General features: G+C 68.5%; 26 protein-coding genes. 23 read left to right on the forward strand and 3 right to left on the reverse strand.

What is annotated here, in order from left to right:
• Positions 1-22 precede the first annotated feature (22 nt).
• Complete coding sequence (locus AOM45_RS02320) at positions 23-1,285, forward strand: sensor histidine kinase (protein ID WP_030465547.1); 1,263 nt, start codon at positions 23-25, stop codon at positions 1,283-1,285.
• Positions 1,286-1,421: 136 nt separating this feature from the next.
• Positions 1,422-2,261 carry an SAM-dependent methyltransferase gene (locus AOM45_RS02325; protein WP_156093586.1) on the forward strand — a complete coding sequence of 280 codons (840 nt, stop codon included), beginning with the start codon at positions 1,422-1,424 and terminating at the stop codon, positions 2,259-2,261.
• Between the two features lie 222 nt (positions 2,262-2,483).
• On the opposite strand, the gene AOM45_RS51670 is transcribed toward AOM45_RS02325, so the two are convergent.
• A complete protein-coding gene (locus tag AOM45_RS51670) occupies positions 2,484-2,651 on the reverse strand; it encodes a hypothetical protein (RefSeq protein ID WP_166048541.1) in 168 nt (55 codons plus the stop codon).
• Between the two features lie 112 nt (positions 2,652-2,763).
• On the opposite strand from AOM45_RS51670, the gene AOM45_RS02330 reads away from it, so the two are divergent.
• The 11 genes from AOM45_RS02330 (at position 2,764) to AOM45_RS02380 (ending at position 12,674) form a co-directional block, all read left to right on the forward strand.
• The gene (locus AOM45_RS02330) at positions 2,764-3,624 is read left to right on the forward strand and encodes a S49 family peptidase (RefSeq protein WP_030465545.1); all 861 of its coding nucleotides are present in this window, start codon (positions 2,764-2,766) and stop codon (positions 3,622-3,624) included.
• 63 nt (positions 3,625-3,687) lie between these two features.
• Positions 3,688-4,554: a LytR/AlgR family response regulator transcription factor gene (locus AOM45_RS02335; RefSeq protein WP_059362169.1), complete on the forward strand. Its 867-nt coding sequence runs from the start codon at positions 3,688-3,690 to the stop codon at positions 4,552-4,554.
• A complete protein-coding gene (locus AOM45_RS02340) occupies positions 4,551-4,979 on the forward strand; it encodes a hypothetical protein (RefSeq protein WP_030465543.1) in 429 nt (142 codons plus the stop codon). Before AOM45_RS02335 ends, AOM45_RS02340 begins: the two co-directional genes overlap by 4 nt.
• 1 nt (position 4,980) lies before the next feature.
• Entirely contained in the window at positions 4,981-6,780 is a 1,800-nt protein-coding gene (locus AOM45_RS02345) for a sodium/solute symporter (protein ID WP_030465542.1), read from the forward strand.
• Between the two features lie 259 nt (positions 6,781-7,039).
• Complete coding sequence (locus AOM45_RS02350) at positions 7,040-7,387, forward strand: DUF485 domain-containing protein (protein WP_030465541.1); 348 nt, start codon at positions 7,040-7,042, stop codon at positions 7,385-7,387.
• On the forward strand, positions 7,384-8,976 hold the full coding sequence (locus tag AOM45_RS02355; protein WP_030465540.1) for a monocarboxylic acid transporter: 1,593 nt from the start codon (positions 7,384-7,386) through the stop codon (positions 8,974-8,976). Before AOM45_RS02350 ends, AOM45_RS02355 begins: the two co-directional genes overlap by 4 nt.
• Before the next feature lie 118 nt (positions 8,977-9,094).
• Positions 9,095-9,589 carry a SigE family RNA polymerase sigma factor gene (locus AOM45_RS02360; RefSeq protein WP_030465539.1) on the forward strand — a complete coding sequence of 165 codons (495 nt, stop codon included), beginning with the start codon at positions 9,095-9,097 and terminating at the stop codon, positions 9,587-9,589.
• The gene (locus tag AOM45_RS02365) at positions 9,586-10,347 is read left to right on the forward strand and encodes a hypothetical protein (RefSeq protein ID WP_030465538.1); all 762 of its coding nucleotides are present in this window, start codon (positions 9,586-9,588) and stop codon (positions 10,345-10,347) included. Before AOM45_RS02360 ends, AOM45_RS02365 begins: the two co-directional genes overlap by 4 nt.
• A gap of 59 nt (positions 10,348-10,406) precedes the next feature.
• Entirely contained in the window at positions 10,407-10,745 is a 339-nt protein-coding gene (locus tag AOM45_RS02370) for a rhodanese-like domain-containing protein (protein ID WP_030465537.1), read from the forward strand.
• Positions 10,746-10,747: 2 nt separating this feature from the next.
• Positions 10,748-11,653, forward strand: coding sequence for a DUF4328 domain-containing protein (locus tag AOM45_RS02375; protein WP_236703055.1), 906 nt, complete (start codon positions 10,748-10,750; stop codon positions 11,651-11,653).
• Positions 11,654-11,705: 52 nt separating this feature from the next.
• A complete protein-coding gene (locus AOM45_RS02380) occupies positions 11,706-12,674 on the forward strand; it encodes a glycerophosphodiester phosphodiesterase (RefSeq protein ID WP_030465535.1) in 969 nt (322 codons plus the stop codon).
• Here AOM45_RS02380 and AOM45_RS02385 read toward each other — a convergent pair.
• Both AOM45_RS02385 and AOM45_RS02390 read right to left on the reverse strand, forming a co-directional pair.
• A complete protein-coding gene (locus AOM45_RS02385; RefSeq protein WP_156093584.1) occupies positions 12,671-14,359 on the reverse strand; it encodes an MSCRAMM family protein in 1,689 nt (562 codons plus the stop codon). The two genes, AOM45_RS02380 and AOM45_RS02385, sit on opposite strands and share 4 nt — an antisense overlap.
• Before the next feature lie 209 nt (positions 14,360-14,568).
• A complete protein-coding gene (locus AOM45_RS02390; protein ID WP_030465533.1) occupies positions 14,569-15,756 on the reverse strand; it encodes a cytochrome P450 in 1,188 nt (395 codons plus the stop codon).
• A gap of 90 nt (positions 15,757-15,846) precedes the next feature.
• Here AOM45_RS02390 and AOM45_RS02395 point away from each other — a divergent pair, with 90 nt between their 5' ends.
• The 10 genes from AOM45_RS02395 to AOM45_RS02440 all read left to right on the forward strand — a co-directional run bounded on the left by AOM45_RS02395 (position 15,847) and on the right by AOM45_RS02440 (position 23,142).
• On the forward strand, positions 15,847-16,587 hold the full coding sequence (locus tag AOM45_RS02395) for a glycerophosphodiester phosphodiesterase family protein (protein WP_035909112.1): 741 nt from the start codon (positions 15,847-15,849) through the stop codon (positions 16,585-16,587).
• A 26-nt stretch (positions 16,588-16,613) separates the two neighbouring features.
• Positions 16,614-17,549 (forward strand): DUF5926 family protein, encoded by a 936-nt coding sequence (locus AOM45_RS02400; RefSeq protein ID WP_030465531.1) that lies wholly within the window; start codon positions 16,614-16,616, stop codon positions 17,547-17,549.
• A gap of 44 nt (positions 17,550-17,593) precedes the next feature.
• A complete protein-coding gene (locus tag AOM45_RS02405) occupies positions 17,594-17,929 on the forward strand; it encodes a DUF952 domain-containing protein (protein ID WP_030465530.1) in 336 nt (111 codons plus the stop codon).
• Between the two features lie 163 nt (positions 17,930-18,092).
• Complete coding sequence (locus tag AOM45_RS02410; RefSeq protein ID WP_051782865.1) at positions 18,093-18,539, forward strand: SigE family RNA polymerase sigma factor; 447 nt, start codon at positions 18,093-18,095, stop codon at positions 18,537-18,539.
• 3 nt (positions 18,540-18,542) lie between these two features.
• The gene (locus AOM45_RS02415; protein ID WP_030465528.1) at positions 18,543-19,346 is read left to right on the forward strand and encodes a hypothetical protein; all 804 of its coding nucleotides are present in this window, start codon (positions 18,543-18,545) and stop codon (positions 19,344-19,346) included.
• Positions 19,347-19,677: 331 nt separating this feature from the next.
• Positions 19,678-20,241, forward strand: coding sequence for a hypothetical protein (locus AOM45_RS02420; protein WP_030465527.1), 564 nt, complete (start codon positions 19,678-19,680; stop codon positions 20,239-20,241).
• Between the two features lie 48 nt (positions 20,242-20,289).
• Positions 20,290-20,889 carry a hypothetical protein gene (locus AOM45_RS02425; protein WP_030465526.1) on the forward strand — a complete coding sequence of 200 codons (600 nt, stop codon included), beginning with the start codon at positions 20,290-20,292 and terminating at the stop codon, positions 20,887-20,889.
• Between the two features lie 27 nt (positions 20,890-20,916).
• The gene (locus AOM45_RS02430; RefSeq protein WP_030465525.1) at positions 20,917-21,498 is read left to right on the forward strand and encodes a hypothetical protein; all 582 of its coding nucleotides are present in this window, start codon (positions 20,917-20,919) and stop codon (positions 21,496-21,498) included.
• A gap of 103 nt (positions 21,499-21,601) precedes the next feature.
• Positions 21,602-22,009: a YciI family protein gene (locus AOM45_RS02435; protein ID WP_030465524.1), complete on the forward strand. Its 408-nt coding sequence runs from the start codon at positions 21,602-21,604 to the stop codon at positions 22,007-22,009.
• Positions 22,010-22,011: 2 nt separating this feature from the next.
• Entirely contained in the window at positions 22,012-23,142 is a 1,131-nt protein-coding gene (locus AOM45_RS02440; protein WP_030465523.1) for an RNA polymerase sigma factor, read from the forward strand.
• The last annotated feature ends 19 nt before the right edge of the window (positions 23,143-23,161 follow it).

Below are 23,161 nucleotides of genomic sequence, written 5' to 3' on the forward strand. Positions count from 1 at the left end.
TCGGGGTCCACCACAGCAGAGCATGTGCCCTGTGGGCGACCTGTTGACCGAGCGCGCCGTGCTCGGTGTCATCGCGACCCTGGCCGTTCTGGGCCTCTTCGTGATGCTGTGCCGCGCTCGACGAGTCAGCACCTCCGTGGAGGATGCTGTGATGGACATGCTCGACCGCATGTCCAGGGCGTCGAGCGACCTCCGCGCGGGCTTGACGGAGGAAGCTGCGAACAAGGCCACGCCCCACCTGCGCGAGATGCTGCGGTGCGTCGCGGTCGCCATCACCGACGAGGAAGGCACCGTCCTGTCGTGGGACGGCGGCGCGAACGACCACTACGAGTACCTCCGCGACACGGTCGCCCGTGCCATCAACAACTGCCACAAGGAACACGTCGACCACCGCAAGCTCGGCTGCGAGCTCCAGGGCCCGTGTTCCCTGCACAGCGTTGTTGTCGTGCCGCTGGTTGTCGAGGGCGATGTCGCCGGAACGCTGATCGTGGTGTCCGGGGTCGCCTCGAAGCGGCAGATCCGGATGGCCGAGGAGACGGCCAGGTTCGTCTCGACCCAGCTGGAGCTCGAGGTCGTCCAGAAGCAGCGGCAGGCGCTGGCGCAGGCCGAGGTGAAGGCGCTGCGGGCGCAGATCTCGCCGCACTTCGTCTACAACGCGCTGAACACGATCTCGTCGTTGATCCGCACCGACCCGGCGCACGCCCGTGAGCTGCTGCAGGAGTTCGCCGAGTTCACCCGCTACTCGTTCCGCACCGACGGCTTGTTCACGACCCTCGCCGATGAGTTGACCAACATCCACAGGTACCTGACCATCGAACAGGCCCGCTACGGCTCGCGGCTCAACGTCCGCCTGCGGATCGCGCCCGAGGTGTTGCAGGTCGTGCTGCCGTTCCTCGTCCTCCAGCCGCTGGTCGAGAACGCGGTCCGCCACGGTCTGGCGAAGAAGCCCGGCGGCGGCATGCTCACGATCACCGCAGAGGACAACGGCAACGAGGCCCTGATCAGCGTCGAGGACGACGGCGTGGGCATGGACCCCGACCGCCTCGACGACATCAAGGACGCCCACCAGACCGGCGCGCACGTCGGCATCGGCAACATCAACGACCGCATGCGCACGGTGTTCGGCGCCGAGTACGCCCTCGTCGTCGAGACCGCGCCCAACGCGGGTACCAAGGTCATCCTGAAGGTGCCGAAGTTCGCGCGGAACGTGCTGCCGAACCTCAACCTGGGCACCCAGCTGACCGACGAGCCGATGACGAACGAACAGCCGGTCATCCGCGCCTGACCAGGCCTGCCAGCGGTGATGACACTGCGTGTGGAAAGCGGTCTCGCGCTCGCCCCGTTCGGCCGCCTGTGTCCCCGGGACCTGTCTGCGATCATCCTTTCGGGCTAACTTGATCAACACGAAGGACGGGGTCGCGATGGGTGCCGTTGAGGCTCAGGTGCGCGAGTACTACGACACGGCAGGACCGGCGTACGCGCAGCTCATGGGGTCGTTCTGGCACCACGGTGACCTGGAGGCCGAGACCGCGGGACTGTCCCCCGTCGAGGCGGCGCAGGCACTGGCGCGCAAGCAGGTCGAGGCCGCGGGCCTCCAGGCCGGCGGGACCGCGATCGACTTCGGCAGCGGGGTCGGCGGCACGACCGTCTACATGGCGCAGATCAGCGGTGCGAACCTGGTCGGGCTGTCGAACAACGAGTGGCTTTCCGCTCAGGCCCGGCAGCACGCCGCCGAGCAGGGCACGTCCGGGCAGGTGTCGTTCCTGACCGTCGGCGACGAGGACTACAAGACGCTCGGGGCGTGGCCGGCGGACTCGCTGGACATGGTCAGCTTCTTCGAGTCGGTGTGCCACCTGCCGGACAAGGCGAGCTTCTTCCGCGCGGCACACCGGATCCTCAAGCCGGGCGCGTGCCTGGTGGGCGTCGACTGGGTGAAGCGGCCGTGGGGCGAGCACCAGACCGACGAGCAGATCGCGCAGTGGATCCGCCCGGTCGAGGAGGTCATCTCGATCCCGTGGCTCGGCAGCGTCGACGACTACCGCGGGATGTGCGAGGCCGCGGGCTTCACCGTCGAGATCGCCGAGGACCTCTACCCCGGTGTCGAGTGCTGGGGCAGCACGCCGCCCGACGACGGTCAGGGCTGGGGCGCCTACGAGGGCGAGCTCAGCACCGTGATCCACGACGGGAAGCGCGTGCTCGACGCGGCCCGTGCCGCCGGAGTGTTCTCGGTCGGCCGGTGGGTCGCCCGCAAACCGGTGTGACGTACGCGTTGCCACGCCTGCGGTGAAGCCCTCAACTCCGGCCCCGAACGTGCCGATTGTGGTGTTGACCAATGAACAGCCGGCGCTCCCTCAGGTCGAGGCCGGCCGCGAGTTAAGGGCATCATCCATTGCACGAACAACAGGCACCCGAGCGCGTCCGCGTCTGCATCAAGTGCACCGCGAAGGGGTTCAACAGCTGCAAGTGCTGAGCAACGCCGCAGTTCAGCGTGCTGCGACGGCCAAGGTCGTGATCAGCACGACGGCGCACACGCTCCAGCTCACCCACATCCAGTAGATGTGCATGGGCGTCGGTCCGGCGGCGTTCTGCCTGCCCCGGTCGTCCCACCACTCGACATAGCGCTCGAGCCAGCGGATCGGGTTGAACGTCACCCACCGACCCTAACCCGGCACCACGTGTTTTCCGTCACGCGGGGGCCCTGCGTCGCCCTGGGGGTTACGCGGGGCTCCCGCGTAACCCTGAAACGCACGTACTGTCGAGTACATGAGCGTCACGGACAAGATCGCGGCCCGTCTGCCGAGGGTCATGGACCGGGGTGAACGGCCGCCCGTCGTCGCGGCGGTGCGGTTGCACGGGGTCATCACCCCGCAGTCCTCGCCGGTCGCGCGCAACACGATCAGCCTCCAGAACGTCGAGTCGGCCATCAACCGCGCCTTCGACAACGAGCGCCTGATCGCCGTGGCACTGCTCATCAACTCGCCGGGTGGTGCGCCGACCCAGTCAGCCCTGATCGCCGAGCGCATCAGGGAGCTCGCGAACAAGAAGCACGTGCCGGTGCTCGCGTTCTGCGAGGACGTGGCGGCGTCCGGTGGCTACTGGCTGGCGTGCGCGGGTGACGAGATCTACGCGCACGGCACCTCTCTCGTGGGCTCCATCGGCGTGGTCAGCGCGGGCTTCGGCCTCGACGGCCTGCTGGAGAAGGCGGGCGTCGAGCGCCGCGTCTACACGGCGGGGGAGAACAAGGTGCGGCTCGACCCGTTCCAGGCCGAGAAGCCGGAGGACGTCGAGTGGCTCAAGGGTCTGCACGCCGATCTGCACGAGCAGTTCAAGGCGTGGGTCACCGAACGGCGCGGCGCCAAGCTCAAGACCGAAGAGGACCTCTTCAGCGGTGAGGTCTGGACCGGCGCGAAGGCCCAGCAGCTCGGTCTGGTCGACGGCATCGGCACCATCCGCACTGTCCTCGCGAAGCGCTTTCCCGACGCCGAGCTGACCATCGCGGAGCCGCGCAAGCCGTTGCTGGCCAAGCTCGGCCTGACCGGCGCGTCCACCCGATCGGGCGATCTCGTGACGCAGGTGCTCGCGAGCATCGAGGAACGTGCTCGCTGGTCCCGATTCGGGCTGTGAGCATCAGTTCGGTTTCACCGGGCGTGTCGAGTCAACCCTTGACGTAGACATGACCGCACATTGATGGGCAAGATGCCCGACACAGTGAGTATCCAAGACAACGCCGGTCTCCTCGTCCTCGCAGTCGATGACGAGGCTCGCGGCCTGAGCGAGATCAAGTACCTGCTCGAGAGCAGTCCTCTCATCCGGCGCGTCCTCACGGCCTTCGACGCCGCCGAGGCTCTGCGCATCCTGAGGGGTGACTACGAGCAGGAGGTCATGGCGAGGACCAAGTCCGGCCTGCCGCCGGTCGACGCGGTGTTCGCCGACATCAACATGCCCGGACTCTCCGGCATGGATCTCGCACGGGTGCTCAGCGCGTTCCGGTACCCGCCCGCTCTCGTCTTCGTGACGGGCGTGGAGGAACGCGACGCGCTCGTCACGGCGTTCGACGTCGGCGCGCTCGACTTCATCAACAAGCCGATCAACGAGGAACGCGTCCTCAAGGCGATCTCCCGGGTCGCCGACCGCGTCGGTCGCACGGCGGCGCCCGCGCCCACCGCGCCCAGCGCCTCGGCGCAGGCGGCCGAACCGAGCGACGACGAGGTCATCCCGGTCGAGCTCGGCGGCACCATCAAGCTCGTGCCGCGCGCGTCCGTGCGGTACGTCGAGGCGCAGGGCGACTACGCCCGTCTGCACACGCAGGACGGCAGCCACCTGGTGCGCATCCCGCTCGCCCAGCTGGAAGAACGCTGGGCCAACGCCGGTTTCGTGCGCATCCACCGGTCGTACCTCGTGGCGCTGCCTCTCGTGAGCGAGCTGCGGATGACGGCGAACGGCTACGCGGTCGTGATCGGCACCGGTGACGGCGCCAAGGAGCTCCCGGTCAGCCGCCGGCACACCAAGGAGCTCAAGGAACGGATCGTCCGACCGCCGAAGAGCGGCTGGTGAGCAGGCACGACGCGGGAAAGCCCGAACAGGCCGCCCGCGAGGCCTGGCTCGGTGAGCAGGCCCGCAAGCCCCGCAGGCGCAGGGTCGTGCTGGCGGACTCGACGAAGGCGCGCGGCAAGGCGCTCCGGACGATCATCGAACTGGAGGAGCAGACCAGCGTCGGCGAGAAGCTGGTCCGCGACCTCATCAGGCAGCAGCTCAAGTCGGCGTTCGGGCTCGCGTTCGCGGTCCTGATCGGGATGTGCCTGCTGCCGATCACCTTCTACCTGGTCCCGCAGATCAGCGACCTGAAGATCCTCGGCATCCCCATCCCGTGGCTCGTGCTCGGCCTGGCGCCCTTCCCGATCCTCTACGGGGTCGGGTGGGTCTTCCGCCGGCAGGCCGAACGGCACGAGCGGGACTTCGTGAACATGGTCGACCGTTGACGTGAACGCCACCATCTGGAGCCTCAGCGCCATCGTCGCCGTTGCGGCCGTCACGTTCCTGCTCGGGTACGTCGGGTCCCGCAAGGCGAACACCACCCCGGACTTCCTGGTGGCGCGCCGCGCGATCCCCGCGACCCGCAACGCCGCCGCGATCTCGGGCGAGTACCTGTCCGCGGCGTCGTTCCTCGGCGTGGCCGGGCTCGTGCTCAAGGACGGCGTCGACGCGCTCTGGTACCCGATCGGCTTCACGGCCGGGTACCTCGCGCTGCTGCTCTTCGTCGCCGCGCCGCTGCGCCGCTCCGGGGCCTACACGTTGCCCGACTTCGCGGAGGCGCGGCTCGGGTCGGCGAACGTGCGGCACTTCAGCACGTTCTTCGTGGTGTGCATCGGCGTGCTGTACCTGGTGCCGCAGCTGCAGTCGGCCGGTCTGACGCTGACCACGATCACCGGCCTGCCGCCGTGGTTCGGCGGCCTGATCGTCACGGCCATCGTGGTGATCAACGTGCTCGGCGGCGGCATGCGCGCGATCACGCTGGTGCAGGCCTTCCAGTACTGGGGCAAGCTCTTCGCGATCGCCGCGCCCACGTTCGTGCTCTTCGTGGTGTTCCTCGCCTCCCCGCACCGCGGCACGCAGCCGATCAGCGACGACGGCGTGATCAGGTTCCCCCAGGCCGAGACGATCACCGTGGCCGAGCAGGTGGTCAAGGTCCGCGTCGACGAGCCGCTGACGTTGAAGGTGCACGGCCAGATCGACGGCAGGGGCGCCGACGGACCGGTGTTCTGGGGCCGCGGCGTCTACGAGCTGAGCCCCGGCACGCGGATGGAGTTCACGGCGGGCAGCCCGGTGCCGGTGGTCGAGGGCTCGCCGACGACCAACCACGACTGGACGCGGCCGCAGACCGGCGGCATCTCCGAGCTGCTCAGGACCTACTCGCTGATCTTCGCGACGTTCCTCGGGACGATGGGCCTGCCGCACGTCCTGGTCCGCTTCTACACCAACCCCGACGGCAAGGCGGCCCGCCGCACGGCACTGCACGTGCTGTACCTGCTCGGCCTCTTCTACATCTTCCCGACGGTGCTGGGCGTGCTGTCCCGCCTCTACCTGCCGCAGCTGCTGGTGAACGGGAAGACGGACGCGGCGGTGCTGATGCTGCCGGAGACGATGGTGCCGAACCTGGGCGGTCAGATCCTCGGCGCGATCGTCGCCGCGGGTGCGTTCGCGGCGTTCCTGTCGACCTCGTCGGGTCTCGTGGTGTCGGTCGCCGGGGTCGTTTCGACGGACATCATGCCGGGCAAGGTTCGTGACTTCCGGTGGGCAACCGTGTTCACCGGACTCGTCGCAATCGGTCTTGCTCTGCTGCTGCCGCGCTCCGATGCGTCACTGACCGTGGCCATGTCGTTCGCGCTCGCGGCGTCGACGTTCTGCCCACTGCTGGTGCTCGGCATCTGGTGGCGCGGGCTCACCTGGGTCGGCGCCGTGTGCGGACTCGTGGTCGGCGGCGGCATGGTCATCACCGCTCAGGTCGTGAGCGTCGTCAGCTCCTACACCGGCCGCTGGGCGCCCGCGTTCATCACCCAACCTGCGCTGATCACCGTTCCGCTCGCGTTCATGACGATGATCGTGGTGAGCAAGGCGACCCGCCGACGGGCGCCGGCGGACGTCAACCAGATCCTGCTGAGGCTGCACGCGCCGGACCCGCTGGGCTTCATCCGCGACCGCGACATCGCCCGGTTCGGCACCGCCGAGGAGAAGGCCAGGATGGCCGATGATCAGCGCAGGGGAGCTGGTCGGACACGGTGAGTACACACCGTTTCAAATGGGTGAAAATTGGTCACTCGAATCGGTGAACGGTGATTGCGGTCACGCAGAGTGCTGTTCGTCTACGCATACTGACCGTTCGTCGCATCACCCGACTGCTGGGCGCAACGCCTCGAACGGAGCCTTACCTGAGTGACTCAAGTCTCCATACGGTTCTCGACCAAGAACAGGACCGCACCTGGAGGCGTCACGTGCACGTCACGTTGCTGACACCTACGACGAAAACCGCGAGGAGGGGACTGTGAGCACTGTTGAGCACACCCCGAGCGAGTCGGCCGATGCCCAGAAGTGGGTCGACGTCCAAGCAAGTGATGACTTCGCGCAGCTGAAGCACCGGCTGCGGAAGTTCGTGTTCCCGGTCTCCGGGCTGTTCCTCGCGTGGTACCTGCTGTACGTGCTGCTCGCGGACTACGCGCACGGCTTCATGGCCACGAAGGTCGTCGGCAACATCAACGTCGGGCTCATCTTCGGCCTGCTGCAGTTCGTGTCCACCTTCGTGATCACGACGCTGTACGTGCGGCACGCCAACAAGAACCTCGACCCGTTGGCGGAGAAGCTCCGCGGTGAGATCGAGGGAGACGGCAAGTGAACGAGTCCAGCCCGATCCTCAACATCAGCATCTTCGGTGTCTTCGTCCTGATCACGCTGTTCGTGGTCATCCGGGCGAGCCGCAACACCAAGACCGCTGCTGACTACCTCGCCGCCGGCCGCGCCTTCACGGGCCCGCAGAACGGCATCGCGATCGCGGGTGACTACCTCTCCGCGGCCTCGTTCCTCGGCATCGCGGGCGCCATCGCCCTCAACGGCTACGACGGCTTCCTGTACTCGATCGGCTTCCTGGTGGCGTGGCTCGTCGCGCTGCTGCTGGTCGCCGAGCTGCTGCGCAACACCGGCAAGTACACGATGGGCGACGTCCTGAGCTTCCGGATGCGCCAGCGCCCGGTCCGCGCGGCCGCCGCGACGTCCACGATGGCCGTCTCGTTCTTCTACCTGCTCGCCCAGATGGCCGGTGCCGGTGGTCTCGTCGCCCTGCTGCTCGGCATCACGGGCACCGGTGGCCAGGCCCTGGTCATCGCCGTGGTCGGCGCCCTGATGATCGCCTACGTCCTCATCGGCGGCATGAAGGGCACCACCTGGGTGCAGATCATCAAGGCGGTCCTGCTGATCGCGGGTGCCGCGATCATGACCGTCTGGGTGCTCGGCAAGTACGGCTTCAACCTCTCGGGCCTGCTCGGTGCCGCGGTCGACAACGCGCCGAAGGCGGGCGAGAAGCTCCTCGGCCCCGGCCTGCAGTACGGCAAGACCGGCACGAGCAAGCTCGACTTCCTGTCGCTCGCCCTCGCGCTGGTGCTCGGCACCGCGGGTCTGCCGCACATCCTGATGCGCTTCTACACCGTGCCGACGGCGAAGGAAGCCCGTCGCTCGGTCGTGTGGGCGATCTGGCTGATCGGCATCTTCTACCTGTTCACGCTGGTCCTGGGCTACGGCGCCGGTGCGCTGGTCGGCCCGGACGCGATCAACAAGGCGCCCGGCAAGGCCAACTCGGCCGCTCCGCTGCTCGCGCTGGAGCTCGGTGGCCCGATCCTGCTCGGCCTGATCGCGGCGGTCGCCTTCGCGACGATCCTCGCGGTCGTCGCCGGTCTGACGATCACGGCGTCGGCGTCGTTCGCGCACGACATCTACGCCAACATCATCAAGAAGGGCGCGGAGGAGGACAAGGACTCCGAGGTCAAGGTCGCCCGCATCACCGCGATCGTGATCGGTCTCGTGTCCATCGGCGGCGGCATCATCGCCAACGGCCAGAACATCGCGTTCCTCGTGGCACTGGCCTTCGCGGTCGCGGCCTCGGCGAACCTGCCGACGATCCTCTACTCGCTGTTCTGGAAGAGGTTCAACACCTCGGGCGCGCTGTGGAGCATCTACGGCGGTCTGGCCGTGACGATCACCCTGATCGTCCTGTCGCCCGCCGTCTCCGGCACGCCGACGTCGATGTTCAAGACCGTCGACTTCCACCTGTTCCCGCTGTCGAACCCCGGCATCGTCTCGATTCCGGTCGCGTTCCTGCTCGGCTACCTCGGCACGATCCTGTCCAAGGAGAAGGCCGACCCGCTCAAGCAGGCCGAGATGGAGGTCCGCTCCCTCACCGGTGCGGGCGCCGAGAAGGCCATCGCGCACTGACGTTCCACCTCTTCGAACGGGCCGTCCCATTCCGGGGCGGCCCGTTCGTCGTTCGTGCAACCCTGGCCGGGCTGACCGCGTATTGAACGCGAACGCAGCACGAGCATGGGGGACCGGAGTGCGACGAGACGAGGAGTTCTCGGAGTTCTTCACGAACAGGTTCGACTGGGCACGGCGCACGGCCTACGCGTTGTGCGGTGACTGGTCGGAGGCGGAAGAGCTCGCGCAGAACGCGTTCGTGAAGGCGTACGCGAAGTGGTCGAGCGTGAGGTGGGAAAGCGCTGACGCGTACGTCCGCACGATCGTGACGCGACTCTTCCTCGACAGCAGGAGGCGGGTGCGCGGCCGTGAGCACCCGGTCGCCGACGTGCCGGAACGCGGTGTCGGCGGCGGGTTCGGCGAGCACGACTCCCAGCTGCACGATGCGTTGCAACGGGTGCCGCCCAAGCAGCGAGCCGTGCTCGTGCTGCGTTATGTCCACGACCTGTCCATCGAGCAGACGGCCGCTGAGCTGGGCTGTTCGGAGGGCAACGTCAAGAGCCAGACAGCCAGGGGGTTGGCGACGCTCCGCGAGGCGTACGGCAGCCCGGTCGACTCGGAGAGTGTTCGATGAACGTTGAAGACGAGCTGCGCGGGGCTCTCGACGTGTCCGCGCCACCAGCCACGACGACGCTGGACGACGTGCTCAGGCGGGGGAGACGGCGGCTGTTCGCCCGGCGTGCGGGAACCGTGCTGAGCACGTTGGCCGTCGTCGCGGTCGTCGGGATCGGCAGTGTCCTCTGGGTCCAGGACACGCCGACAGCGCCCGTCGGCAACCCCGCGGACTGGCCGCGGGTGTCCGAGACGGTGAGGAAGCCGCTGTACCACTCCAACACGGCCAACCCGAACGCGGACTGCGGCATCCAGATGCCCGCCGTGCCGATGGACCGCGGTTTCGGTGCGGAACGGCTCTCCGCCGACCAGCTCCGCACGTGGCGGACCAGGGCGGAGGCCGCGCTGGGCGAGCTGGAGGTGGGCGAGCAGGTGGCAGAGGACGTCCTCCACACCTACGACCTGAACGTCAGCGGCCTGACCGGCAAGGGCAGCGTGCGGCTTTCCACGGGCAGCTTCACCACCACCCCGTCCGCGGCGGCCGACGAGGCGCTCTGGGCGACCGGGACCTGCCGCGCACCTCGCCGTGCGGTCGCCCGTGACGGCACGGTGTACCAGCTGTACGACGTGCTGCAAGGAGCTCAGACCCTGCACGTCTACCGGCCGGACGGTCGCGCCTTCCGGATCGAGCAGATCAACTCTGACCTGACGCGGAATTCGCTGCCGCTGACCGACGACCAGCTCGTGAAGCTCGGGCCCGCCGTCGCGGCGGTGGCCTAGGGGGAGGCCGTGCCGGAGGTTCACGTCCGTGCAACCTCCGGCATGGCACCATCTACGGCGTGACTGTTCCAAGCGTGGAGATCGCCGACGTTCCCGCCGTGCTGCCGGAAGGCGCCGTCCTGCTGGACGTGCGCGAGCAGGACGAGTGGGACGCGGGCCATGCGCCCGGCGCGCTGCACATCCCGATGAGCGAGATCGGTGGCCGTCTCGAAGAGGTGCCGAACGACGTGCAGCTCTACGTCGTGTGCCGTGCCGGTGGCCGCTCCGCCCGCGTGACGCAGTACCTCAACCAGAACGGCTGGGAGGCCGTCAACGTCGAGGGCGGCATGCAGCACTGGGACGCGTCCGGCCGCCCGCTCGAAGGTGGCGTCGACGGCATGGAACCCGAGGTCATCTGATCGTGCAGCCGCTGCAGCCGATGCGCGTGGACTGGGTGGCGACCCCGCCACCCGGTGCGTACCCGCAGCCTTCGCAGCGGTCGCAGAAGCTGTCGTACGGCGGCCCGCCGAACTACCCGGTCACGCCGCGCTGGGGCTTCCCGCTGCTGGCGTGGCGCTGGCCGACGGCCGTGGCCGGTGCGGTCGAGCAGGCCGACTCGGTCGACGGTGTGCGCAGGCTGGGCAGGACCGCGCAGAACTCGCTCTGGCTCCTCGCCGCCGTCGCGGTCTGGGGCGCGTTGTCCGAGATCTGGCGGTACGTGCTGGTCGCGCTGAGCCGGTTCGGCGCGCTCTCGGCCGGTGTGGTCAGCGCGTCGGACGCGATGGTGGTGTCGTCCGCGGCGATCACGATCACCGGCTGCCTGCTGTCGCTCGTGCTCACCCTGCTGTGGGTGCGGCGCGCGCGGAACGTGGCCGCGACGCTCGTGGGCTACGGACCGTCCCGCTCGGACGCCGCGGCGCTCGTCGGGCTGCTCGTGCCCGGCATGAACCTCGTCGTGCCCGGTTCGGTGCTCGCCGAGCTCGAACACGCGGTGGCCCGCAGGCCCGCCGGTGAACGTCCCCGCCCGTCGAAGCTCGTGCGCCGGTGGTGGGGCCTGTGGATGGCGTCGGGGCTGACGTTCGTGATCACCGTCCTGTGGTCGTTCCGCGACAGCACCCAGGCCCTGGCCGACGGGGTGCTGCTGCACGCGTTCGGTGACCTGCTGCTGGCCGGGGTCGCGGTGGCGACCGCGCTGGTCGTCCGCCGGATCACCACGCTCCTGCTGCCGGTGGACGCCGCGTCCGTCCGGCTGATGCGCGTGGTCGAGGTCAAGGACGCTCCCGAACCGCCGTTGCGTCCCGTTCGCGCTTCCGGTTCGCCACGCTGAGTTCGCCTGCTAGGACCTTCCGGTGCTCCTCGGGGAGTGCCAGGTTGGGTGGATGCGGACACTCGTCGGGGCGCTGGTGATCGCAATGGCCGCACCAGGCGCCGCTCAGGCGCACGACAGGGACTTCGACCTCCAGGCACACCGCGGTGGCATCGGCCTCACGGTGGAGAGCACGCTCAAGGCGTTCGGCAAGGCGCTCGAGCTCGGTGTGACGACGCTGGAGCTCGACCTCCAGATCACCGAGGACGGCCGTGAGGTCATCACCCACGACCGCAAGACGAACCCTTCGAAGTGCCTCGACACCGCGCCTGCGTTCCCCGGTGACCCCGAGTTCCCCTACGCGGGCAAGTACGTGAAGGACCTGACGTTCGCCCAGGTGCGGACGTTGGACTGCGGCAGCACCAGGTGGTCGCAGTACCCGGACCAGGAACTGTCGCCGGGCGCCCGCATGCCCACGCTGGCCGAGCTCTTCGACCTCGCGCGCAGGCACCGGGCGTGGGGCGTCCGGTTCAACATCGAGACCAAGGTCGAGGCCGCGGCGCCGCACGAGACCGCGCCACGTGAGCAGTTCGTGCGGCGCGCGGTCCACGAGATCCGCCGCTCGGGCTTCCTGGCGAACGTGACGATCCAGTCGTTCGACTGGGGCACGCTGATGCGGTTGCGCGAGGTCGAGCCGCGCATCCCGCTGGTGGCGCTGACCCAGCCGGAGTTCCTGCGTCCCGGTTCGCCGTGGACGGGTGGCCTGAACCTGGACGACTTCGGCGGCAGTGTTGCCCGCGCGGTGAAGAGCTTCGGCGCGAAGGCCCTGTCCCCGGTGCACACGATGACCACGAAGGAACTGGTCACCGAAGCCCGCGGACAGGGCCTCGCTGTCATCCCGTGGACTGTGAACGAGGAGTCACGGATGCACGAGATGATCGACACCGGGATCGATGGCCTGATCACCGATTACCCGGATCGGTTGCGGAAGGTGCTGAAGGAGCGAGGTTTCAAGCTCCCGAAGCGATATCCGCGTCGTTAGCTGATGCCGATCGGGTTGGCGGAGTGGTTGCCGGTCTGCAGCCCTCCGCGTTGCCCGGTCGAGATACCGCACAGCGCCGCTTCACTCAGTCCTGCGGACGACGCCTGTGCCGAAGACAGCGTGTTGCCCGAAGCCTGGCCGTCGATCGTGACCGCGCTCGGGTACAGCTTGCTGTCTGCTTCGCGGCACACGAGCACGATCACCTTGAAGGTTCTCGGGTTCGTGTACGAGAGGTTCTTCGTCTCGCCGCGGGCGACGGTGAAGGTCTCCGGCAGGTCCGAGTCCTTCACGTAGCCGGTCGGGGTGGTCGTCTCGTCGATCGTGTACGTGCCCGCCGGCAGGTTGGTGAACGGCGGCTGGCAGACACCCGAGGCGTCCGTGGTGCAGGTGCCGACGACGGTGCCGCCGGTGCCCGTTCCGTTGTAGAGCGTGAAGACCGCGCCAGGCACGTTGTTGTTGGCGTCGTCCTTCTTCAGCACGTTCACGGTCGCCGGACGCGCCGGGTCGGTGAACGTCAGCTGCTTGTTCTCACCGGCCGCGACGGTGAACGTGTACGGCAAGGTCGGGTCCTTGTCGTAACCGGCGGGAACCGTTGTCTCGTCCACGGTGTAGGTGCCGACGGGCAGGTCGGTGAACTGCGGGGTGCACGAGCCGTTCGCCTGCACGGTGCAGGTGCCCCTGACGGTGCCGGTGGTGTCGGAGCCGTTGTACAGCGTGAAGACGGCGCCGGCCTGGCTGCCGCCATCGCTGCCGAGCTTCGTCACGGCGGCGGTGCCGCAGTTGCGGATGTTGACGTTGCCCGGCCCCACCAGGTCCTTCATCTGCGCGGTCGACGACTGACCGGAGCTGCGGCTGACGGCGTAGGCCTTGCCGAAGCCCTCGCACACGCCGGGCGCGAAGACGCCGGCGGCGGTCAGGTTGATGCCGGCCTCACCGAACTCGTGCAGGCCGAGCGTCTCGGTCGTCGGAGCGACGGTGTCCTGCGCGGTCGCGCCGGTGTTGACGGCCGCCTCGGCGACGCCGCTGGACAGCGTCGTCGCGGTGCCCCAGCACGGCGGGGAGTTGCTGCCGACCTCGCACGAGCCGGAGGTGATCCAGCGGGAGAGCTTCAGGACCGGCGTGCCGCCGCCCTCGAAGTCGTAAACGATCAACATGTCACCGGCGGACCGTTGCACCAGTCCGGAGGTACCCGCACAAGCAGTGGTGCCCTTGTTGAACTCGAAGGCCACGTGCGCGGACGGCGACGTGGTGTTCTGGGGGATGCGGACCCACGCGAGCGTCAGGTACACGTTGCTGCCAACGGTCTTGCTCGCGACGTAGACGCGCTTGAGGTCGTCCTTGTTGGACGCCTTCGCCGTGCCGACGGTCGCACAGCTGTCGTCCTGCTTGGTGCCGCCCGCGAAGCCCGAGTCGGACGTGGTCGCCTGCCGGTCCTCCAGGCCCGTGAAGGCCCAGCCGGAGGTGATCTTGTTCGCGGTTCTGACGCCTGGTGTGCCCGTCCAGGTGGCGGGCGAGAAGCTGTTCCAGTCGAAGTTGATCGAACCCTGCGGGTTGAGGTTCGCGTCGTCGTCCTCGAAACCGGCGGCGAGGCCCACCGGACCCGCTACGGCGACGCCTGCGGGACCGAGCAGGCCGAGCACGAACGCGGACACGGCAGCGCCCGCGATCATCAAACGTCTGCGCATTGGTTGCTCCGGGTGCGCGAGGACGCGGGCCCGGTCCCCGCACCGCGCCTACGTCCAGTGGACGGGTTGGCGGCCGGGCGGGAGAGTTGGTGCGACGATCAACGGTCGAGCGGGGCCGAACCATGAGAGTAAACATGTATTTCGTTCGAGGCCCCGCTGCTGACTTGTTCAAGGCCGTTGTTCTGGCCCGAAGTGCCTGGGTCGGCTGATCACTCTCCGTTGCCGAGCGCCAGCGAGTGCAGCCCGCGGATCACGAACTCCGCCCGCCGGTTCGGCTCCTCCGCCAGCACCGCACCGGGCAGCTTGCGGTGCAGCGACGACAGCGCCGCCTCCACCTCGATCCGGGCCAGCGGCGCACCTAGGCAGTAGTGGATGCCCATGCCGAAGCCGAGGTGCTGGTTCTTCTCGCGGCCGACGTCGAGCGTGTCCGGGTTCTCGAAGACCAGCGGGTCGCGTGCGGCCGCACCGAGCAGCGCGGCGATCTTCTGGCCGGGCTCGACGACGTGTCCGGCGATCTCCACGCGTTCGGTGGCGGTGCGTTCGAAGAGCTGCAACGGCGAGTCGTAGCGGATGAGCTCCTCTACGGCGGTGGGCATGATCTCCGGCGAGAGACGCTCCCACTGCGAACGGTGCCGCATCAGGGCGTAGACGCCGTTGCCGATCACGTTGACCGTGGCCTCGTGGCCCGCCATCAGCAGAAGCACCGCGGTGGCGACGAGCTCGTCCTCGGTGAGCCTGGCGCCGTCGGTGTCGGTGACCGCGACCAGGTCCGAGACGAGGTCGGCGCCGGGGGTCTTGCGCCGCAACGCGATCAGTTCGCGCAGGTAGGCGACGAACTCCGCGGCGGCGCGTTCGGCCGCCTGCTGCTGCTCGGCGGGCAGGCCGTACTCGTACATCTTCACGATGGCGTTCGACCACGGCTGGAGCAGGTGGCGGTCCTGTCCGGGGACGCCCAGCAGCTCGGCGATCACCTCGACCGGCAGCGGCGCGGCGACGTGGGCCAGCAGGTCGGCCTGACCCTGGTCCTTGATCTCGCCGACCAGTTCGTCGACGAGCCTGTCGGCGAGCTCTGCGACCCACGGCCGCAGGCGCTCGACGTGCCCGCGGCCGAACGCGGCGGCCACCAGCCGGCGCAGGCGCGTGTGCGTGGGCGGCTCGTTCTCCAACAGCGAGTTGCGGTGCAGCAGGTTGAAGGCCATGAACTGCTCGACCGGCTTCACGTCCGACCAGATCCTGCCGAGCGAACGGTGCCGCAGCACCGCCGAGCAGGCGGCGTGCGAGACAGCGACGGCGACGCCCATCTGCTCGTGGTGATGCACCTCACCGGCTTCGCGCAGGGCGGAGAAGGCCGGGTACGGGTCGGCGATGAAGGCGGGATCGCGCTGGTCGAACGTCACAAAGCGGGACGGTAAGTCGCGATCCGCGTTTCGTCCACGCCGATTTGATTGATGACTCAAATTGTTGCGGAGACACTATCGTCTGGGCTTGTGCAGCTGCCTTCTGTCGTCGCGCACCGTGGCGCGTCCACCGACCGTCCTGAGCACACCATCGGCGCCTACGAGCTGGCCTTGCAGGAGGGCGCGGACGGACTCGAGTGCGACATCCGGCTGTCGAAGGACGGCGAGATCGTGTGTGTGCACGATCGCACGCTCACCCGCACGTCGAACGGCCGTGGCACGGTCAGCGCGCTCACGCTGGAAGAGCTGCAGAGGCACGACTACGGCAGCTGGCACCGCCACGGGCAGAAGGCCGAGCTTCTGGTGCTCGACGAGCTGCTGGACCTGGTCAGGGACACGAACGTGCAGCTCTTCGTCGAGACCAAGCACCCGGTCCGGTACCGCAACGAGGTCGAGCGCAAGCTCGTCGAGGCGTTGAAGAGGCACAAGCTCGACGCCCAGATCGTCATGATGTCCTTCTCGCCCACGGCCGTGAAGGTGTTCCGGGAGATGGCGCCGGACGTGCGGACGGTGCTGCTGCTCGACCGTCTCGGGCGGTACCGCAGCGGCGCGTTGCCCTCGTTCGCCGACTACACCGGGCCTGGTGTGCACGTGCTGCGCAACGACCCCGATTACGTCGATCGGGCGAGGCGCGCCGGGCACGAGACGTACGTGTGGACCGTGGACAGCGCCGAGGACGTCGCGCTGTGCCGTGACCTGGGGGTCCGCTACCTCGCGACGAACGCCCCGGCGAACACCCGCCGCCTGCTGACGGCTAACTTGGCGACCTGAGAAGCCTGAACACGAGGAGGGCCGAGGTGGCCAAGCGGACTGCGGTCAAGGACGCACCGAAGGACGGGATCAACCCGAAGCAGCCCTGCCCGTGCGGGTCCGGCAAGCGCTACAAGGCCTGCCACGGCGCACCCGGTGGCGCGACGGACGTGATCGTGTCCCGGCCGTTCGAGGGCCTCGCCGCCGAGTGCGAGCTCATCGCGCTGCGCGAGTTCGTGCCGTCGGCGGTCGCGAAGCTGCCGGTCAAGGACGGTCGCGAGGTCACGCTCGCCACGGTGCTGCCGATGGCCGCCGCCGGCCTGATCCGCGGCGACGACGTGCCGTTCGTCGGCCTTCAGGTGCAGACGCGGTCCGGCGACATCAGCCGCGACCTGGCGCGGGCGCTGCAGTGGGCGCAGCAGGCGAAGACCGGTGACGTGCTGCCGGTCGTCGGTCCGGACAACGGTGAGAACCCCGGCCGCCTGCAGGACCTGCTCGACCCCGAGGCCGAGATCGTTCCCGTGCTGCACACCGACTTCGTGTGGTGGATGCCGGAGGGCACCGAGCCCTCGGGTGACGTCGCGCTGTCGCTGGAGCGCGCGAACGCCGCGATCCTGCCGACCGAGCGTCTCGACGCCCCCGGCGTGAAGGCCGCGTACTGGGTGGACGCGGGCGACAAGGCGCACCTGCGCTGGGTTCGCCCGGAGCCAGAGGAGAAGCTGCTGCCCGCGATGGCGCGCCTGGCCGCCCGCGGTGAGCTGGACCTCGGCGAGGGCTCGCGCTACGCCGGTTCGTTCCGCGCGCACGGCCTGCTGGTGCCGGTGTGGGACCTCGACCGCGAGATGCACGCCCGCGAGTGGGCCGACCCGGCCGAGGCGCTGGGCAAGCGTTTGCTGGAGGCCCTGGCCTCCGACGAGCCGCTGACCGACGCCGAGCGCCGTGCCCGTGACGGCCTTCGCGGCCGCCAGATCACGCTGCGTTGATGCACAGGTTGTCCACAGTGTTGTCCACAGGGAGCTGTGGATAAGTGCTGCTGCACATCATCTCGAAGGCCGGCTGGGCAGCCGCCCGGTCGGCCGGGTCGATCTCGCCCGCCGGTGAGGACTTCGTGCACTGCTCCGACCGCGGTGTGGTGCACGTGACGGCGGGCAAGTTCTTCCACGGGCAGAGCGAGCTGCTGCTGCTCGTGATCGACCCGAAGCTGGTCGACGCGCCGGTCAGGTGGGAGGCGGTGGCGGACTCGCCGCTGTGGTTCCCGCACGTCTACGGGCAGATCCCGGTCGCGGCGGTGCTGGAGGTGCACGACTTCCCGTGCGAGCCTGACGGTTCGTTCGTTCTACCGGAAGCCGTTGCCGTTCTGTGATTGAGTTGGGCAACCGATCCGTCTAGTCGGGCGTGATCTCCCTGAAGCCAGTTGCTTCGGGGAGGGGGACGTGGCCGTGACGGCGGTGCTGCGACTGGAGTTGACCGCCGACAGCGGTGGGGGAAGAGCGGAAACCGTGGGGGACTTCGCGGAGTTCGTGCGCATGTCCATGCCCGGACTTCTCCGCTACGGGCACGCCCTGACCGGAAACCCGCACGACGCCGCCGACCTGGTGCAGTCCGTGCTGGAGAAGGTCGGCTCGCGCTGGGTGTCCGTGCAGCGCAAGGGTGACGACCCGCTCGCGTACGTCCGCCGGGCGATGGCCAACACGCACATCAGCATCTGGCGCAGGAGGCGCCGCGAGAACCTCGTGGCGGACCTCCCCGACAGCGGCGTTGTCGCTCCCGAGCTCAGCAGGCTCGAAAACGAACCGCTCTGGCAAGCACTGCGGTCGTTGCCGCCACGGCAGCGCGCGGTGATCGTGCTGCGTTACTACGAGAACCTCTCCGAGGCCGAGATCGCGAACGCGCTCGGAATCTCCTGCGGCACGGTCAAGAGCCAGAGCAGCAAGGCGATGGCGAGTCTTCGCACCCGCCTGGGAAAGGACTGACCGGTGGACCTCGACGACGAGCTGCGCAGGCTCTTCAGCGACGATCGGCTGGACGTCCACAGCACGCCGGACGCGACCGAGGCGGTCGTGCGCGGTGCCGAGCGGCGCCGACGACGGCGCTCGGCCACGACGACGGCGTTCGCCCTGGTGGTGCTGGTCGGTGCCGGCGCCGCGCTGACCCAGCTGCCCCGGTCCGACGACACGGCGGGCGACCTGCTGCCCACGTCCACCTCGAGCGCCTCCGCGACCACGACCACCACGGCGGTCAGCACGTTCACCTCGACCGCGATCGTCACCGTCGACCCACCGCCGAACTCGAACAGCTCCAGCTCCGTCAAGACCGAGACCGGCCAGCCGACGAACAAGACGACCATCCCCGCCATCCCGGCGCCGCCTCAACCGCAGGCACAGCCGGGCCAGTTCGGGTCGCTCAAGCTCGGCATGTCCGAGGCCGACGCGCTGGCCACCGGATCGCTGATCGAACCGAGCAGCGCCGCCGACCCGGAGAACCGGTGCAAGGCGTACGCGACGAAGTCGGTGCCCGACGCCAACGCCGTGATCATTTCTCCGGTCCGGGGAATCGTGCGGATAACTGTGCCGGGCTACGCCAAGACGCCCAAGGGAATCACCGTCGGTTCGACGGTGGACCAGGTGAAGGCCGCCTATCCGAACGCCACGCAGAGCGGTTCCACCCTGTTCGCGAAAATGGCCGCGACTCCGGCCTGGTCGTACGTCTTCGAAACCGACGGCTCGTCGGTGACCGCAGTCCTCATGCGCCTCGACGCGAACGACTGCTCGGCGGTCTGACCATTTGATCTTGCTGAGGTTCCGCCGCTCTTGGGGGTGCGGCGGAACCTCAGCATCCACGCTGGTCCGAACGGGTGGCGTTACCCCTTCGTGACACACCTCTGACAACCGCCATGCGGTCCCGGCGTCTTATGGATGTCCGAACGGCGCCTGGGGATGTACAGCCATCGGAATCCTGACACCTCGCCACGGGGAAATCGTGGCGGGCTGTTCGGTGTGCATTCTTTTGGTATTTGGTTCGTTGTGACTTTTCTGTGACAACGAACTTCGCAACCGCTTCACAATGTCGACGTCTCATGGGGTGTCGAAACAAAAGCCTGGGGGGCTTGAAATGAAGAACAACGTCAAGATTGCTTTTGTCTCCGCTGCAGTCGCCGCTCTCGGTCTGACCGCGTGCACGTCCACGCCGGACCAGCACGCCGCCGCGCAGACCCCGGCATCCACGCCGTCGCCGTCCGTCGTCACCGAGGTCGAGACCGCCACGGTCACCAACCCGCCCAAGCCGCAGGCGGACGGCCGTCCCGGCTACGGCGCGCTCAAGCTGGGCATGACGCTGGAGGAGGCGCGGGCGACCGGCCAGACGAGCGTGTCGTTCGACGCCCTCGGATGTGCGTCCGACGACAGGGTCGCCATCTCGAAGAAGCAGGGCGTGATCCGCATCTCGCTGCCGGCGGAGGCGAAGACGTCCAGGGGGATCGGCATCGGTTCGACGGTCGCCGAGGTCAAGAAGGCCTACCCGAACGCGGAGGAGTACCGCGCAGGCTTTGCCGCGGACGTCGACGGCTACGAGTACTGGTTCGTGGTGAACGGCGGCTTCAGCGACACGGGCAAGGTCGCCGGCATCAAGCTCATGGGGGAATGGGGCGGTTCCGAGTGCGCCATGGCCGCGCTCTGACCGTCTCCGTCATCAACTGAAGAAAACACTTTCTGGGGGGAAAGAAAAATGAAGCGCTCCATCGTTCTCGTCGCCATCGCCGCCGCCTTCGGCCTGACCGCGTGCACGTCCACGCCCACGCCGGAGCAGAACGCCGCACCGGTGACGCAGCCGCCGTCCACCACCGCGCCGTCGACCTCCGTGGTCACCGAGGTCGTGACCACCACCGTCACCAACCCGCCCGCACCGCAGGCCGTGGTGAACGTCGACAGCCGCCTCGGCTACGGCGCTCTGAAGCTGGGCATGACGCTCGAAGAGGCGCGAGGCACGGGCGAGACCAACCTGACTTGGCAGGGCGCCGACGACGGCCCCTGCCTGTCAGACAGCAAGATCACGATCTCGAAGCAGCGCGGTGTGGTGGCGATCACCCTTCCCGTCGAGGCCAAGACCTCGAAGGGGATCGGCGTCGGCTCGACGTTCGCCGACGTGAAGAACCTCTATCCGGGCGCTCACGAGTATCGCGGAGGCTGGACCGCGGCGGTGGACGCCAACAGCTACTACGTGTTCTTCAGCATCACCAGGTCCGAGGACTACCACGAGCTCACGGAAACGATCTCCGGCATCAAGCTCGTCGCGAACGGTGCCGACTGCGGCCCGTTGTGGATCTGAGAACGACACTTTCTGGGGGAAAGAAAAATGAACCGCTCGCTCGTCATCATCACCATCGCTGCTGCTCTCGGCCTGACCGCGTGCACGTCCACGCCCGCGCCCAAGCCGGACGACAACGCCACGTCCACGTCCACACCGCAGGCCACGGTGGTCACCGAGGTCGTCACGCACACGGTGACCAACCCGCCTCCGCCGCCACCCGCCAAGCCCGTGATCGACTCGTTCGGCTACGGCAAGCTCAAGCTCGGTATGTCGAGGCAGGCCGCCTTGGACGCCAAGCTGATCGGTCCCGTGCTCGAAGGCGGCAAGCCGACCGACGCCTGCACACTCCACGAGATCATCGGCACGGGCGAGAAGACCTGGGTGTCGGCGAAGGGCGGTGTCGCCTCCATCCCGTTCAACCCGGACATGACGTCCGACGGCGTCGGAGTGGGCGCGACGGAGCAGAAGCTCAAGGCCGAGTACACCAACCTGAGGCCGACGGGGCCGAACTACTCCTACGTCGCCGACGCCGACGGCAACCCCGCTGCCCGCTTCGTCTTCGGGGTGGCCAACGGCAAGCTCGTGGCGGCGTTCATCTCGCGCAACGACCAGGACTGCCACAACTAGCGGAAAAATCTTGAGCGGTCGTGTCGAGAAGCAGGGAACGGCTCCGTCCCCGTGGTGAAAGCGGCCAAGATGGGTCGCGACAGCACCAGAGGAGACCTCCGAGATGGCCAAGTACCTGCTGCTCAAGCACTACCGCGGCGCCCCTGCCCCGGTGAACAACGTGCCGATGGACCAGTGGTCCCAGGACGAGATCACCGCGCACATCCAGTACATGAACGACTTCGCGGACAAGCTCAGGTCCACCGGTGAGTTCGTCGACGGCCAGGCGCTCGCCCAGGAAGGTGCGTGGGTGCGCTACGACGGTGAGGGCCGGCCGCCGGTCACCGACGGGCCGTTCGCGGAGACGAAGGACCTCATCGCCGGCTGGATGATCATCGACACCGACAGCTACGAGCGCGCGCTCGAACTGGCGGGGGAGCTGTCGGCGGCGCCGGGCAAGGACGGCAAGCCGATCCACGAGTGGCTGGAGATCCGTCCCTTCTACGGCAACGCGCCGACGATCACGGAGTAGACGTGGACGAGGCACTGCTCAGGAGCCTCACGCCGGCCGTGCTCGGCATCCTCGTCCGCCGCGGAGCAGATTTCGCGGCGGCCGAGGACGCCGTGCAGGACGCGCTGGTCGAGGCCGTCCGCATGTGGCCGGACGACCCGCCGCGAGACCCGAAGGGGTGGCTGGTCACGGCGGCCTGGCGCAAGTTCCTCGACGCGACGAGGGCGGACACGGCCCGGCGCAGGCGGGAGGATCTCGTCGACGCCGAACCGGAGCAAGGTCCGGCGAGCGACACCGACGACACGTTGCAGCTCTACTTCCTGTGCGCGCACCCGTCGCTGACCCCGTCGTCGGCGGTGGCGCTCACTCTCCGCGCCGTCGGCGGGCTGACCACCCGCCAGATCGCCCAGGCCTACCTGGTGCCGGAGGCCACGATGGCCCAGCGCATCAGCAGGGCCAAGAAGACCGTCGGTGACGTGCGGTTCGACCAGCCCGGCGACGTCGCGACCGTGCTCCGGGTGCTCTACCTGGTCTTCAACGAGGGCTACTCAGGTGACGTCGACCTGGCCGCCGAGGCCATCCGGCTCACCCGTCAGCTCTTCGCGGCGATCGACCACCCGGAGGTCGCGGGCCTGCTCGCCCTGATGTTGCTGCACCACGCCCGCCGCGCGTCCCGGACGGAGGGCGGCAGGCTGGTTCCGCTCGCCGAGCAGGACCGCGGGAAGTGGGACACGAGGCTCATCGCCGAGGGCGTCGAGATCCTCCAGGCGGCACTGGCGCGGGACCGGCTGGGCGAGTTCCAGGCGCAGGCGGCCATTGCGGCGCTGCACGCGGACGCACCGGAAGCGGCGGAGACCGACTGGGTGCAGATCGTCGAGTGGTACGACGAACTGGCGAAGCTGACCGACAGTCCCGTCGTCCGGCTCAACCGCGCCGTGGCCGTGGGGGAGGCCGACGGGCCGCGCGCCGGGCTGAAGGCGTTGGCGGAACTGGACGATTCTTTGCCCCGTTACTCTGCGGTGGCCGCTTACCTGCACGAGCGCGACGGCGACCTGGGAACGGCAGCGAGACTCTACGTCGATGCGGCGGAGAAAGCGTCGAACCTGGCCGAGCGGGAATATCTGACCCGGCAGGCCGCCCGCCTCAACAACTGAAAAAGGCCCGCCGAGGCGG

It is taken from the genome of Lentzea aerocolonigenes, from assembly GCF_000974445.1.
In the GTDB taxonomy this organism is placed as follows: Bacteria; Actinomycetota; Actinomycetes; order Mycobacteriales; family Pseudonocardiaceae; genus Lentzea; species Lentzea aerocolonigenes.

Bases quoted from the DNA above. Each gene is read 5' to 3' on its own strand.
- AOM45_RS02320 (WP_030465547.1), top strand. From the start codon at position 23: ATGTGCCCTGTGGGCGACCTGTTGACCGAGCGCGCCGTGCTCGGTGTC.
- AOM45_RS02325 (WP_156093586.1), top strand. From the start codon at position 1,422: ATGGGTGCCGTTGAGGCTCAGGTGCGCGAGTACTACGACACGGCAGGA.
- AOM45_RS02330 (WP_030465545.1), top strand. From the start codon at position 2,764: ATGAGCGTCACGGACAAGATCGCGGCCCGTCTGCCGAGGGTCATGGAC.
- AOM45_RS02335 (WP_059362169.1), top strand. From the start codon at position 3,688: ATGGGCAAGATGCCCGACACAGTGAGTATCCAAGACAACGCCGGTCTC.
- AOM45_RS02365 (WP_030465538.1), top strand. From the start codon at position 9,586: ATGAACGTTGAAGACGAGCTGCGCGGGGCTCTCGACGTGTCCGCGCCA.
- AOM45_RS02380 (WP_030465535.1), top strand. From the start codon at position 11,706: ATGCGGACACTCGTCGGGGCGCTGGTGATCGCAATGGCCGCACCAGGC.
- AOM45_RS02385 (WP_156093584.1), bottom strand. From the start codon at position 14,359: ATGCGCAGACGTTTGATGATCGCGGGCGCTGCCGTGTCCGCGTTCGTG.
- AOM45_RS02410 (WP_051782865.1), top strand. From the start codon at position 18,093: ATGTCCATGCCCGGACTTCTCCGCTACGGGCACGCCCTGACCGGAAAC.
- AOM45_RS02420 (WP_030465527.1), top strand. From the start codon at position 19,678: ATGAAGAACAACGTCAAGATTGCTTTTGTCTCCGCTGCAGTCGCCGCT.
- AOM45_RS02425 (WP_030465526.1), top strand. From the start codon at position 20,290: ATGAAGCGCTCCATCGTTCTCGTCGCCATCGCCGCCGCCTTCGGCCTG.
- AOM45_RS02430 (WP_030465525.1), top strand. From the start codon at position 20,917: ATGAACCGCTCGCTCGTCATCATCACCATCGCTGCTGCTCTCGGCCTG.
- AOM45_RS02435 (WP_030465524.1), top strand. From the start codon at position 21,602: ATGGCCAAGTACCTGCTGCTCAAGCACTACCGCGGCGCCCCTGCCCCG.